General features: G+C 71.5%; 11 protein-coding genes. 2 read left to right on the forward strand and 9 right to left on the reverse strand.

Features of this window, described 5'->3' with window-relative positions; translation table 11 throughout:
• Window positions 1–8: 8 nt before the first annotated feature.
• A complete protein-coding gene (locus tag Psi01_RS31765; protein ID WP_204067815.1) occupies window positions 9–1,535 on the reverse strand; it encodes an alpha-amylase family protein in 1,527 nt (508 codons plus the stop codon).
• Window positions 1,532–4,378, reverse strand: a complete 2,847-nt coding sequence (locus Psi01_RS31770; protein WP_204067816.1) for an MGH1-like glycoside hydrolase domain-containing protein — start codon at window positions 4,376–4,378, stop codon at window positions 1,532–1,534. The genes Psi01_RS31765 and Psi01_RS31770 overlap by 4 nt, the downstream gene beginning before the upstream one ends.
• Before the next feature lie 209 nt (window positions 4,379–4,587).
• Between Psi01_RS31770 and Psi01_RS31775 the strand changes: the two genes are divergently transcribed.
• Together Psi01_RS31775 and Psi01_RS31780 are read left to right on the forward strand one after the other, a co-directional pair.
• Entirely contained in the window at window positions 4,588–4,932 is a 345-nt protein-coding gene (locus Psi01_RS31775) for an SHOCT domain-containing protein (protein WP_204067817.1), read from the forward strand.
• Between the two features lie 26 nt (window positions 4,933–4,958).
• Window positions 4,959–5,390 carry a DUF7144 family membrane protein gene (locus Psi01_RS31780; RefSeq protein ID WP_204067818.1) on the forward strand — a complete coding sequence of 144 codons (432 nt, stop codon included), beginning with the start codon at window positions 4,959–4,961 and terminating at the stop codon, window positions 5,388–5,390.
• 94 nt (window positions 5,391–5,484) lie between these two features.
• On the opposite strand, the gene Psi01_RS31785 is transcribed toward Psi01_RS31780, so the two are convergent.
• The 7 genes from Psi01_RS31785 to Psi01_RS31815 form a co-directional block, all read right to left on the reverse strand.
• On the reverse strand, window positions 5,485–5,778 hold the full coding sequence (locus tag Psi01_RS31785) for a hypothetical protein (RefSeq protein ID WP_204067819.1): 294 nt from the start codon (window positions 5,776–5,778) through the stop codon (window positions 5,485–5,487).
• Window positions 5,779–6,239: 461 nt separating this feature from the next.
• Window positions 6,240–8,240: an alpha/beta-hydrolase family protein gene (locus Psi01_RS31790; RefSeq protein ID WP_204067820.1), complete on the reverse strand. Its 2,001-nt coding sequence runs from the start codon at window positions 8,238–8,240 to the stop codon at window positions 6,240–6,242.
• A gap of 105 nt (window positions 8,241–8,345) precedes the next feature.
• The gene (locus Psi01_RS31795) at window positions 8,346–9,314 is read right to left on the reverse strand and encodes a carbamate kinase (RefSeq protein ID WP_204067821.1); all 969 of its coding nucleotides are present in this window, start codon (window positions 9,312–9,314) and stop codon (window positions 8,346–8,348) included.
• 13 nt (window positions 9,315–9,327) lie between these two features.
• Entirely contained in the window at window positions 9,328–10,329 is a 1,002-nt protein-coding gene (gene argF, locus Psi01_RS31800) for an ornithine carbamoyltransferase (RefSeq protein ID WP_204067822.1), read from the reverse strand.
• A 16-nt stretch (window positions 10,330–10,345) separates the two neighbouring features.
• Window positions 10,346–11,575, reverse strand: coding sequence for an arginine deiminase (locus Psi01_RS31805; RefSeq protein ID WP_204067823.1), 1,230 nt, complete (start codon window positions 11,573–11,575; stop codon window positions 10,346–10,348).
• Between the two features lie 22 nt (window positions 11,576–11,597).
• Window positions 11,598–13,004 carry an amino acid permease gene (locus Psi01_RS31810; protein ID WP_204067824.1) on the reverse strand — a complete coding sequence of 469 codons (1,407 nt, stop codon included), beginning with the start codon at window positions 13,002–13,004 and terminating at the stop codon, window positions 11,598–11,600.
• A 129-nt stretch (window positions 13,005–13,133) separates the two neighbouring features.
• Window positions 13,134–13,628 carry a hypothetical protein gene (locus Psi01_RS31815; protein WP_204067825.1) on the reverse strand — a complete coding sequence of 165 codons (495 nt, stop codon included), beginning with the start codon at window positions 13,626–13,628 and terminating at the stop codon, window positions 13,134–13,136.
• Window positions 13,629–13,775: the final 147 nt, after the last annotated feature.

The raw sequence follows: 13,775 nt of genomic DNA on the forward strand, positions 1-13,775 counted from the left end.
CGGAGCGGTCACGGCTGCGCCGCCGGAGCCGCCCCGGGAGGTGCGGTCGCGGCCGGTTCGACCGCGAAGACGTTGCCGGCCCAGCCGTCGAGCGCGACGTACAGGCCGGGATCACGCATCTCGGCGCCGTCGCGTTCGTACGCCGTGCCGGTCAGCAGGTCGCGCAGGATCCAGCGCCGGTCGGGCAGCTCGGACCAGGCCAGCGGCAGGCGGGCCTGCGCGGCCCGGTCCTGCAGGTTGACCACGACCAGGTGCCGCCCCTGCGGGCGGGACCAGCTCCAGGCCGCCATCCCCTCGCAGGACCGGTTGTCCGGCCAGCCGGTGCACTCGACCGGCTGCCAGTCGCCCTCGCGCATGCCGCTCGCGCCGACGGCCGCCAGCAACCGCTCGTGGAAGGCCCGCAGCTCCGGCACGGGCTCCTCGTCCGGCCGCCGGGTGAGGAAGACGGGCACTCTGACCCGGCGCCCCTCGAACTGGCCCTCGTGCCACAGGGTGGCCCCCGGCAGGGTGGCGATCATCATCGCGGCGGCCCGCTCCTTGGCCGGATCGAACACCGCGGCGGCCCGGGGCTCGTCGTGGTTCTCCAGGAAGCGCACCAGCCCCTCCTGGTAGGCCAGGTCCGCGCGCAGGTGACCGCGCACGGATCCGGGGCTCTCGTGCAGCAGCCGGTCGTACAGCCGCTTGTCGTAGCAGAAGTCGAAGCCCTGCTGCTGCAGGACCCATTCCATGTCCCAGTAGGCCTCGGCCACGAACATCAGCGACGGGTGGCGCTCCCTGACCCGGCCGATGACGAACGGCCAGAACTCCTCCGCCGGGGGCGTGCCCGCCCGATCGCCCCAGGTCTTGGCGAACACCTCGGTGGTCAGCAGCATGGCCATGTCGCAGCGCACGCCGTCACACTGCTCGCCGATCCGGGTCAGCACCTCGGCGGTGGCGGCGCGCAGCCCGGGCGCGAAGGCGTTGAGCTGCGCCACGTCCGGCCAGGGCGCGAAGAACGGGTCCCGCCCGCGCGCGACGACCACGCCGTCCCGGGCGAAGAAGGCCGCCGGGTCCCGCTCCAGGTCGGCGGCATGGCCGCGGACGAAGTACTCGGGGTGGGCGGTCAGCCAGGGATGGTCGGGGGCCACGTGGTTGGGCACGTAGTCCAGCAGCAGCCGCAGGCCCCGGCGGGCCAGCGCGTCCCTCGCCGCGGCCAGTCCCGCCGTCCCGCCCAGCCTGGGGTCGACGGTGTAGTCGCGCACGCAGTACGGCGAGCCGGCGATGTCGCGGTCGGTGACGTCGGGCAGGGCGGCCCGGAAGGAGTCGCGCAGCCCGGACTGGGTCAGGGCGAGTTCGCGGCCGGCCGAGCTGCGCTGCCACACGCCCATCAGCCAGACCGTGTCGACACCGGGCAGCGCCAGCGCGTCCCACTCCTGCCCGGGCACGTCCTGCAGACCTATCGTCCGGCCGTGGCGGCGTTCCAGCTCGCCCAGCCACACCCACGTGTTGACCTCGTAGATCACCGGGGCCGGCCGCGGCCGGCGGTCGCCCGTCATCGCTCCGTCTCCTTGCCCGGTCCCCCGCTCCGGCCCGTGCTCCGGCCCGTGCTCCGGCCCGTGGTCCGGCCCGCGGTGCCGCCCTCCGCCGGGCTCACGGTCCGCTCGGCGCCGCGTTCGGCGGCCGCCCGCTCGGTGGCCGCCCGCTCAGTGGCCGCCCGCTCGGCGGCGCGGGCGGCGGCCCGTTCGGTGGCGCGGTCTATCTCCTGGAAGTCGGCGGCGGACAGGTTCTTGAACAGGGCCATGAAGACCGCGACGGTCGCGGTCCATCCGGTCTGGTGGGCGGCCCCGAGCCCGGCGCCGTTGTCGCCGTGGAAGTACTCGTGGAACTGGATCAGGTCGCGCCAGTGGGGGCTCTCCCGGTAGACGCGCTGGCCCCCGTAGACCGGCCGCCGCCCGTCCGCCTCGGGCAGGAAGATGCGGGTCAGCCGGCCGGAGATCTCCTCGGCCACCCGGTACAGGGTCATCCGGTTGCCCGACCCGGTCGGGCACTCGACGGTGAAGTCGTCGCCGTAGAACGCGTACAGGTTCAGCAGCGCCCGGATGATCAGCGCGTTCATCGGGAACCAGACCGGTCCCCGCCAGTTGGAGTTGCCGCCGAACATCCCGGTGTCGGACTCGGCCGGCAGGTACCCCACCTGGTAGGTGCGCCCGTTGACCGAGAACTCGTAGGGACGGTCGGCGTGGTGGCGCGAGAGCGAGCGGATGCCGTACGGGCTCAGGAACTCCGACTCGTCGAGCATGTGCGACAGCACGCGGGTGAGCTTGTCCTCGTTCAGCAGGGACAGCAGCCGCCGCCCGCCGATGCCCTGCCTGTTGGCCGCGGAGATGCCCTCGGTCAGCCAGGTGTGCCGCTGCGCGAAATCGGTGATCTTGCTGACGAGACGGGCGTTCTCCCCTCCGGGTCGCGGCGGGAAGACGGTGGAGGCGCACAGCGGCAGCAGCCCGACCAGCGAGCGCACGTGCAGCCGGGTGGCCGTGCCGTCGGGTTTGCGCAGGACGTCGTAGAAGAAGCCGTCCTCGTCGTCCCACATCTCGTCCTTGACCTCGCCCACCCGGTCGATCGACGCGGAGATCCACAGGAAGTGCGAGATGAACTTGACCGCGAGGTCCTCGTAGATCGGGTTGCGCTCGGACAGCTCGACGGCCAGCTGCAGCATGTTCTGGGCGTAGAACGCCATCCAGGCGGTGCCGTCGGCCTGGTCCAGCGACCCGCCGGTCGGCAGCGGGGCGCTGCGGTCGAACACGCCGATGTTGTCCAGGCCGAGGAAGCCGCCCTGGAAGACGTTGCGGCCGTCGGGGTCCTTGCGGTTGACCCACCAGGAGAAGTTCAGCAGCAGCTTCTGGAACACCCGCTCCAGGAAGTCCCGGTCGGTCCGGCCCCTCAGCTGGGCCTCCAGCAGGTAGATGAAGTGCGCCGCCCAGGCGTGCACCGGCGGGTTGACGTCGCCGAAGTTCCACTCGTAGGCCGGCATCTGCCCGTTGGGGTGCAGGTAGCGGTCACCCAGCAGCAGCTCTATCTGGTGCTTGGCCAGGTCGATGTCGACGACGGCCAGCGCGACCGCGTGGAAGGCCAGGTCCCAGGCGGCGAACCAGGGGTACTCCCACTTGTCCGGCATCACGATGATGTCGTGGGCGTCCATGCCGAACCAGCCGTGGTTGCGCATGCCGGAGGCCGACCACGGGTCCAGGCCGTGGTCGCTCAGCCAGTTGTCCAGCTCGAAGCAGTAGAACTGCTTGCTCCACAGCAGCCCGGCCAGGGCCTGGCGCAGCACCTGGGCCTCGTCCCGGCCGGTGCCGAGCGGGGCCAGGGCGGCGTAGAAGGCGTCGGCCTCGGCCAGCCGCTCGCCCATCACCTGGTCGAACCCGAGTCCCAGCGGGTCGCTGACCCGGTCGGCGGTGAGCCGGACCCGCACGCTCGCCTCTCCGCCGGCGGGCACGGTCAGGATGTGGTGGACCGCGGCCTTGGTGCCGGTCCGTTCGGGGTTCACTGCGGCGGTCTCCCCCTCGACGACGAAGCGGCCGATGCCGTCCTTGACGTACGGCGAGGAGTTCTCGCCGCCGAACAGCCGCTCGTTGTCGGTCTGGTTCTCGGTGAACAGCAGCGCCGCCCCGTCCTGGCAGTGCAGGCGGTAGGCGCCCAGTTCCGGGTGGTCGGCCTGGATCACGCCGGGACCGGTCGCGCGCAGCTGCGGCTTGGCCGTACCGCCGGGCCAGGACCAGGTGTTGCGGAACCACAGCGTCGGCAGCACGTGGACGGTGGCCTCCTGCGGGCCGCGGTTGGCCACGGTGACCTTCACCAGCACGTCCTCGGGGCCGGCCTTGGCGTACTCGACGAACACGTCGAAGTAGCGGTCCTCGTCGAAGACGCCGGTGTCGAGCAGCTCGTACTCGAAGGCCTTGCGGTCGCGGGCGGCGTTGACGGCCACCAGGTCGTTGTAGGGGAAGGCGGCCTGCGGGTACTTGTACAGGAACTTCATGTACGAGTGGGTCGGGGTGTTGTCGAGGTAGAAGTAGTAGTCCTTGACGTCCTCGCCGTGGTTGCCCTCGCCGTTGGTCAGGCCGAAGGGCCGCTCCTTGAGGATCGGGTCGCGGCCGTTCCACAGCGCCACCGACAGGCACAGGCGCTGGTGGTCGTCGCTGATGCCGCCCAGGCCGTCCTCGCCCCAGCGGTAGGCCCGCGAGCGGGCGTGGTCGTGCGGGAAGTAGTTCCAGGCGTCACCGCCGTGGCTGTAGTCCTCCCGGACCGTGCCCCACTGCCGCTCGCTCAGGTACGGGCCCCATCGGCGCCAGGGCGCGTCCGGGGCGGCCGACTGGCTCAGCCGTTCCTGCTCAGTGCTCATCTCCGCAGCACCTCCACGATCGTCGCCGACGGTTGTGCGCAGCACGCGGCGCGACCCCGGCGGGCGCCGCTCTGGCGCCCGCCGGTGCCGCTCGCCCACAGCCGACCGTCGCACCGCGGGACGGGCCCTCCCATCACCCGGCGAGGGTGATGAGGCCGCTCCGGCGGCCGGATCTCCTGGAACCGAACTCGCGCGGATCCGGGAGGCCGATGATGGGGATGCTTCGCAAGCGAGGAAAAGGAAGACCGCTGCGCAACGCGGTGGTGATCGCCGGTGCCGGTGCCGCCGCCTACAAGGCGATCAAGCGCCGCCAGGCCAAAAACGCCGTTCAGGGCGATGAGTACTACGACGAGTACGTCGACGACCAGGAACAGATCACGGCGCCGCCTGCCGCGCAGACGGTGCCCGCGCGGGCGGCGTCCGCGCGGGCGACGTCACCGGTGTCCGCCGGCGGGACGGTGGCCGAGCTGGAGCGGCTCAAGGTGCTGCTCGACCAGGGAGCCATCACGGAAGAGGAGTTCCGCGCGGCCAAGCAGCAGGTGCTGCGCGGTTAGCGCCTGACGGGACATGGAGGTGCCACATGGCAGGCAGGTCGCACGCGGACGATCAGGTGAGTGGCTGGACCACGGGATCGATCCTCTTCACCGCCGTCCTGATGATGACGGTGGGGTTCTTCCAGGCGATCGAGGGGATCGCGGCCATTCTGGAGGACCAGTTCTACATTCCCGCGCCGAACTACATCTATGCGATCGACGTGACCGCCTGGGGCTGGACACATCTGGCCCTGGGCGTCGTGGTGGGCATCGCGGGCTGGGGTGTGATGTCGGCTCAGCTCTGGGCCCGCATCGTCGGGATCATCGCGGCCGCGCTGAGCGCGATCGCGAACTTCTTCTTCATCCCCTACTACCCGATCTGGGCGCTGCTCATCATCGCCATCGACGTGTTCGTGATCTGGACCCTGTGCGTGTACGGCAAGCAGGAGGCCCGGCAGGCGGGACTCCGCGGCGACTGACACGGCGACTGGCGGCGTGACGACCGGCAGGCCCCCGTGAACCGGGGGCCTGCCGCATGTCGCCCGCATGTCGCCGTATCCCGACATGCCGCCGTCACATGCTGCGCAGGTCGACCATCCGGTCGCGCCGCAGAACGGTGCTCACCCAGTGGCTCAGGTCGACCAGCACCCCGAGGGCGATCCAGAGCCACGCCCAGCCGGGGACCCCCACCCCCGGCACGTAGAACAGCACGTACAGCAGCGTCGCGAACGGGAAGAAGACGATGCCGAGCAGCGGCACGATCCAGGTGCCGAAGGCGGCGTCGACCAGGTTCGGCCGGGCCAGCCACACGACGAGCAACGCGAACCTGGGGAAGAATCCAGCGAAGATCGCAAACAGGCAGCCCACGGCCGTCCCCTTTCTCCGGAACCCTCATCGTCCGGGCCCTCCCCGCGAAGGAGGCCCTGGCTCACACGAAACCCCGTGTCCCCGGCGCCCGGCTCACCCTTGCCGGGCGAGATGGGCGCCGGAGGCCGTCAGCTGCGCCGAATCTTCGCTTCTCATCCCTCATGGGTGATTCACCGGCGCGTCACCGGCGTGATGCTCTCCCCATAGCGCGACCGGCCGTGGCGGCCGGATCGCCGGCCCCGGGCCACCCGGCGTCCATCCGCCGGTGGAGGTGATCGTGTTGACCCTGTCCGTATGCTTGCTGATCGTCGCCGTCATCACCACTGTGATCATCGTGTTGCGCCGCCGGCGCCGCCGGGCCTGGGCGGCCGACTCCCCGGCCGCGAGCGTGAAACCCCCCGACCCCGCCGGGTCCCATGATCGCGGGGTCGAGGTGGACGAGGAGGCCTGGGCGGAGATCGTCAGGCACCTGAAGAAGGAGGGGATCCGAGACGAGCCGGGGGACGGTCGGCCCGCCGGCGGGCCGCGCTGACCGGGGCCGGCCGCAGCCGCTCGCCGAGCTGCCGGCGACGGGCCCAGGCCAGCTCGCGCTCCCCCAGCGCCTTGTCGATGTTCTCCAGCGTGCCGGGCCCGGCGGGCAGGTCGAAGGCGGCATGGATGAACCGCGACAGGTCCGCCCGGTAGTCGTGGCCCAGGGCCTCGAGCCGGCCGGGGACGACCCGGTTGGCGTTCAGCAGGTCGACGAAGGTGATCACTGAGGTGACGAACGGCCGCCAGGTGGCCCCCCGGGGGATCCCGGGTCTGCGCGTGGCGGGCGGCCCCAGCCACTCGGGCGCCTGGATCAGCAGCGGCAGCCCGAGCTTGGGGATGGGGTCCTCGTCGTGTGTGAGCAGGACGATCCTGACCCCTTCCCTCCGCTCCCGGGGGAGCGCGAGCCACTCGTCGTAGGAGGCCACCTCCACGATGCGCCCGTGCGGGTCGCACTCCTCGGGGTCGTCCAGCCAGGCCTGCCGCCAGGCCGAGGCGAAGGGCGTCCCGACGAACAGGGCGCGGTCGATCATCAGCAGGTCCATGCCCCTGGCGCCCTGCCGCAGGAAGACGTTCTGGGCGGCGTGGCTGCCGAGGCTCTCGCCGAACAGCAGCAGCCGGGGCCGGCGCTCGGGCGGCAGGGAGCGCAGCTTCCAGCTCATGGCCGTCAGGAAGGCGAGGTTGTCCTCCCACGCCGTCTTGATCCTGTCCAGGGAGAGGTAGGAGGGGCGTACGGAGTACTGGATCGCGGCCGAGGCGACGTCGCCGCCGGTGAGGTACTCCACCGTCTCGACGGCCATGTAGTTGACGTAGCCGGTGCCCGTCGGCGAGAAGTAGGCGATGGTCCCGCGGTCGAAGGCGCCCAGGCGCTCGAGCTCCCGCATGGCCAGGTCGGCCCGCTCGGTCGCCGTGGCGGCCGAGGCCAGGCCGACGAACACCCGGATCGGGTCCTTCGTGCCGGTCGCCCCGGTGACGTCCGCGATCTCCCGCGCGGTCAGCGCCATGTTCACGTACCGGCGGCCCTCCCGCCCGAAGTCCGCCCAGTCGACCAGGCTGCCGGGCCCGCCGCTGACCCACCGCGATGAAGGCGGCGTGTCGTGGGCGGGCTCGATCACCGTGCCCGCCTCCTCCAGGCGGTGGTAGACGACGCGGGCGGCGCGGTAGGCGGCGTACCCGAACAGACCTCTGACGATCATGTTCCCGGCCGCCAGGCTGACCGGTGCGAGCGAGGGGGCCGCCCACCGGACGCCCCGGGCGGCGACCGCGGCCGCCGCCGACTCGGCCCGCGAGGCCGCCGTGATGGAGCCCGAGATGACGCCCCCCACCAGGATCGCGCGCCTGGCCAGCAGCTGGCCGCTCCCGTGCTCCTCAGTGGGAGTGTCCGGCTTCCCCTGTTCCTCCTGGCCGGCCACGGCCCGGCGCTGCCAGAAGTAGAGCGCGGCGCCGACTCCCGTGCCCGCCCCGAGCACGGTCCAGACGTTCACCCGGCCCACGGCGCGCTGTCCCGTCAGCCGGCGGACCAGCCCGTCGGCGCCCGTGGTGAGCGCACCCGCGATCCCTCCGGTGACCAGCCGCCAGCCGGCCGCCCGGACGGCGGCGCGGGCCAGCGGTTCCCCGGCGCGCTGGGCGAAGAGGCGCTGCACGAGTATTCCGGCGCCGACGGCGCCGAGGTTGGCGGCGAAGGTCGCGGTCCCCGCCCGGCGCCGCGATCCGGACAGGCGGCGGGCCACCGCGGTGATGCCCTCCTGGGCCGTCACCGTGAGCCCGTAGTTGGCCGCCGCGACGACGCCGGTGATCACTGCCTGGTCACGGGTCGTGCGCGGCAACAGGCCGGGCTGGAAGGACGGGCCCACACTGCCCACCGCCGCGAGCAGGCCCGCGGCCTCGGCAGTCTCGATGTCGGCCCCGACGATCCGGGTGAACACATCGGGCATGGCATCCCCCACTTCGCATTCCCCGCTTCCGAGAGCGGGACGGGTGATCACGGGTGCGGCCGCTCCGGGAAGGACCCGGCCCGGCGGCCGGGCCGGGTCCGGCGGTCAGGACGGGTCCGGCCGAACCCAGGGGCCGGGCCGCAGGTCCTCCGAGCCGCCGTAGTCGCCGCCCGGAGTGACGACCGTGCCGGCCTTGCCGTCGAGGATCGCGACGGCGTCCTCCAGCGCTCCGATGGCGCCCAGGTCTCCGGTGACCTCGACGAACCGGCAGACCGCCTCCACCTTCGGCCCCATCGACCCGGCCGGGAAGTCCTCCCGCCGCAGCGCCGCCGGGGTGGCGCGGCTGATGACCTCGGCGTCGGCGGTGCCGTACCCGCGCTGTACGGCGGGCACGTCGGTGAGCAGCAGGAGCGCGTCGGCCTCGAGCGCCTCGGCCAGCTTCGCCGTGGCGAGATCCTTGTCGATCACCGCCTCGACGCCCTGCAGCTTGCCCTCCTCGTTGCGGATGACCGGCACCCCGCCGCCGCCCGCGCACACCACGATCGCCCCCGACGAGAGCAGCTGGCGGATCAGCCGCGTCTCGACGACGCGCTGCGGATCCGGCGAGGGCACGACCCTGCGCCAGTGGTCGCCGTCGCGGGCCACGCTCCAGCCCCGGCTCGCGGCCAACTCCTGGGCCGTGCGCTCGTCGTAGACCGGGCCGACGAACTTGGTCGGGTTGCCGAAGGCCGGGTCGGCGGCCGAGACGAGAGTCTGGTTGATCAGCGCCACCACCTGGCGGCCGGGCAGGGCGTTCTGGAGCGCCTGGAGCAGCCAGTAACCGATCATGCCCTGGGTCTGGGCGCCCAGGACGTCGAACGGGTAGGGCACGGTCAGGCTCGTGTCGGCCGCGCTCTCCAGGGCCAGCAGGCCGACCTGGGGACCGTTGCCGTGGGTGAGGATGAGCTCGTGCCGCTCGGCCAGCGGGGCGAGCGCGTGCACGGCCCGCACCGCGTTGGCCTGCTGCAGGGCCGCGTCGGGACGCTGGCCGCGTTCGAGCAGGGCGTTGCCGCCGAGGGCTGCGACGATGCGCATGGCGTTCCTCCCCCTACGCGCCCATGGTCGCCAGCATGACGGCCTTGATCGTGTGCATCCGGTTCTCGGCCTGGTCGAAGACGATCGAGCGGGGGGACTCGAAGACCTCGTCGGTGACCTCCAGGGCCTCCATCCCGGTCTTCTCGAAGATCTCCGCGCCGACCTTGGTCCTGCGGTCGTGGAAGGCGGGCAGGCAGTGCATGAAGCGCACGTGCGGGTTGCCCGTGGCGTTGATCATTTCCGCGTTCACCTGGTAGGGGCGCAGCAGCTCGATGCGCTTGTCCCACACCTCCTTGGGCTCGCCCATCGAGACCCAGACGTCGGTGTAGACGAAGTCGGCGCCGGCCACCCCCTGCGCGACGTCCTCGGTGTGCGAGATGCGCGCGCCGGTCCCCTCGGCGATGCGCTGCGCCTGCTTGATCACGTCATCGTGGTTCCACAGCGACTGCGGGGCGACCATCCGGACGTCCATCCCCATCATCGCCCCCGCCACGAGCAGGGAGTTGCCCATGTTGTTGCGCGCGTCCCCGCAGTAGGCGAACGTGATCTCCTGGTCGGGCTTGCTGCTGTGCTCGCGCATCGTGAGCATGTCGCAGAGCGTCTGCGTCGGGTGCCACTCGTCGGTCAGGCCGTTCCAGACGGGCACGCCGGCCAGCCGCCCCAGCGTCTCGACGTGCTCCTGCTTGAAGCCGCGGTACTCGATGCCGTCGAACATCCGCCCCAGGACCCGGGCGGTGTCCTCGACCGACTCCTTGTGCCCGAGCTGCGACCCCGCGGGGTCGAGATAGGTGACGTGCGCCCCCTGGTCGTGGGCGGCGACCTCGAAGGCGCAGCGCGTGCGCGTGGAGGTCTTCTCGAAGATGATCGCGATGTTCCTGCCGGTGAGCCGGGGCCGTTCGAGTCCCGCGTACTTCGCCTGCTTCAGGCTCGCGGACAGGTCCAGCAGGTACTTCCACTCCGCCGGGGTGAAGTCGAGCTCCTTGAGGAAGTTGCGCGCGTGCAGGTTGAAGGTCATGTCGGCTCCTCAGCTCCTAGACCGGGTCTCGTTCGATCGGGCACGACATGCACCGCGGCCCGCCGCGACCTCGCCCGAGCTCGCTTCCCGCGATCGTGATCACTTCGATGCCGTGTTTGCGCAGGTAGGTGTTCGTGGTGACGTTGCGCTCATAGCCGACGATGACGCCGGGCTCGACGGCGAGGAAGTTGTTGCCGTCGTCCCACTGCTCGTGCTGGGCGGCCCGCAGGTCCTCGTCCGTGCGCAGCACCGTGACCCGGTCCACCTCCAGGGCCTCGGCGAGGGTCTGGAAGAAGTCGTCGTTGCGGACGATCTCCAGCCCGCCGGGAAGCTCCGGGTCCCGGGCCGGCAGCACCGTCCAGGACCGCAGGTCCGGATCGAGGTAGGGGTACATGACGAAGGTCGAGACGTCGATCATCGTCATGACGGTGTCGAGGTGCATCATCGCCCGCGAGTGCGGCAGCTCGACCGCGATGACCTTGCTCGCCGCCTTGCCCGCGAACAGCGCGCGCGCCAGGTTCTCGATGCCCATGGCCGTGCTGCGCTCGCCCAGCCCGATCAGCACGGCGCCGTTGCCCAGGACGTGGATGTCGCCCCCCTCCAGGGTGGCGGGCTGGTGCCCCACCCCGCCGGCGCCGTACCAGATGTTGAAGTCCGCACCGGCGAACATCGGGTGGAACTCGTAGATCGCGGCGCTGTGCACCGACTCGCGCGCCCTGGCCGCCTTGGCCATCGGGTTGATGCTGACCCCGTTGTAGATCCAGGCCGAGTTGTCGCGCTGGAACAGGTGGTTGGGCAGCGGCGTCAGCAGGAAGTCGTCGGCGTTCATGAGCTCCCAGCGCAGGCCGCTCACGCTGAACCTGCTCAGGTCCGCCTTGATGACGCCGCCGATCAGCATCTCGGACAGCCGCTCGCTCTCCACATCCTGGGCGAGCCTGCGCAGCGGCTCGACGAGGGTGGGCCCCACGGTGTCGTCGGTCAGCACGCGGTCGAGCACCCACTCCCGCGCGCCGGGGTTGTCGAGCACCTCGGCCAGCAGCGTGCCGAAGTAGTGCACCGTCACTCCGCGGTCGCGCAGCACCTGCGCGAAGGCGTCGTGCTCCTCACGGGCCCGCTTGCCCCACAGGACGTCGTCGAACAGCAGCTCGTCGACGTTGGCCGGGCTCAGTCTGCTGAGTTCGAGCCCCGGCCGGTGCAGGATGACCTGGCGGAGCCGGCCGATCTCGGAGTCCACGTGGAAGGTCATGGCCTTCGTCTCCTTGTCGAGGTCAGTGGTAGGGGGGTACGGGGCCGGGGCTGGTCATCCGGGTGCGCATCCGGAGATAGACCGGGATCCCGATCAGGAAGGCCGCGGCCGCCATGAGGAACGGGCCCCACACGAGGTACCAGTCGGTCTCCCCCGTGTTGCGCGAGTACCAGATGAACAGCACGGAGAAGATCAGCGACAGCACCGCCACCGTCAGGTCGCGGGCGAACCTGGGCGTGTGGACGGGCCGGTTGTCCCGCCACCTCCACCGGATCTGCGCCAGTGCCGAGAAGCCGTACGGGATGGCCGCGGTGATCCCGGTCATCAGGACCAGCGTGTTGAACACCGTCGCGCCGCTGGCCCCCATGAAGCTGACCACCATGGCGAGGGAGGCCAGGGCCGTCGAGGCGACGATCCCGACCGAGGGGACGCCGCGGCTGGAGATCTTCCCGAAGCTCTGCGGGAAGAGCCCGTCGCGGGCCGCGGCCAGCGGCATCTCGGCGCAGATCATGGTCCACCCGTTCAGCGCGCCGAAGCCGGAGACGATGACCGCCAGCGCCACCAGGTCACCGGCCCAGGTCCCGCCGCCCGCCATGGCGTTGGCCGCCACCGAGTACGAGGCCTTGTTCGCCTCCTCCCCGAGCACGGTGGAGGGCACGGTGCCGAAGACCGCGGTCAGGGAGAGCAGGTAGACGACGGCGCTGGCCAGCGTGCCGAACACCGTGGCGCGGGGGATGTTCTTCTCCGGGTCGCGGACCTTGGCCGCGGCCACCGCGGCCGTCTCCACGCCCAGATAGCTGAACAGGCAGATGGCCATGGCGCCCGCGATCGCCTGCAGGTTGCTCTGACCGCTGGCGTTCCAGGGCTGGAAGTTGTCCGTGCTGATGAGGAAGAGGCCGACCGTCGACATGATCACCAGCGGGACGAACTTGATGACCGTCGTCCACACCTGCACGGCCCCGATGTTCTTCACTCCGGAGAGGTTGATGGCCGCGGGCACCCACAGGCCGACCAGCGCGATCACGATGGACCACAGGACCGCGCCGTCCTCGTTGACGAAGTTCTCGACGTAGTAGACCCAGCCGGTGACGATCGCGGCGTTGCCCGCCCAGGCGGTGATCCAGTACGACCACGCGTTGGCGAACCCGACCCCGTTGCCGAAGGCGACCCGCGCGTAGGCGTACGGCCCGCCGTCGGCGGGCAGCCGGCGCGACAGCGCCGCGAACATCAGCGCCAGGGCCAGCGCGCCGACCGTGGTCACCGCCATCGCGACGATGCTGATCGGGCCGAAGGACGCCAGGGAGTACGGCAGGTTGAAGATGCCGACGCCGATGATGCTCCCCAGGATCAGCGCCGTGGCCTGGGAGAGGCCGAAGGTGCCCGACGCCTTGGGGGTGGGGGTTCTGTCCGTGGTCTCGGCCTCTGCCATGGTTCCGTCCTCCGATGCGCCGTGCCGGCGAACCTCCGCCGCATGAACCATTTCCGCGCGGCGTGCCGGCCACCTCACCCCGTCCGGGTGAGAACCGCCGTGCGCCCCGGGTCAGGGCGGGTTCCGCCGTCAGTGCGTCAGGGCCACCTTGAGCACGACGATCATCATCCCGATGAGCAGGTTGCCCACCGCGGAGGCGACGACGAGGTGCAGCCCGATGTTGGCCCTGACGCCGGCGACGGTGGCCCAGACCACCTGGCCGGCCAGCGCCGTCACCAGCGTGAGCCACCCGGTCGTCGTGTCGGAGACGCCGAACGCCCAGCACAGCACGGCCACCAGCGCGGGCGGGAGCGCGGCCTCGGCCAGCGGGCGCTCGGCCCTGCCCACCCGGCGCGTGTGGGCCCAGGTCAGCCGCTCGCCGTACCGGCGCTCACCCACCAGCCTGGCGTAGACGTGCGCGAACCAGAAGACGAGCCCGGTGGCCAGGATCAGCACACTGACGATCACTCCCGGGGTGGGGTCCTTGCCCGGGGTCGTCCCGGCGACGACCGAGGCGGCGAGCAGTGAGCCGTACACGGCCCCTGTGTAGTCCACCCGCTCCTGCCCGCTCTGAACCTCGTGCACGACAAGCCGCCCCTCCCGGACACCGCCGTCCGGCGGGCCCGCCGGGCCCGCCGGGCCGAGCCCTGTCACCGGCACTCTCACCGCCCCGGCGGGCGGGAGGGCTCACCCCTGCCGGGTGACGTTCACCCGAGGTTCCGGACAGCACAC

The sequence above is a fragment of the Paraplanobispora siamensis genome (assembly GCF_016863175.1).
Classification (GTDB): Bacteria; Actinomycetota; Actinomycetes; order Streptosporangiales; family Streptosporangiaceae; genus Planobispora; species Planobispora siamensis.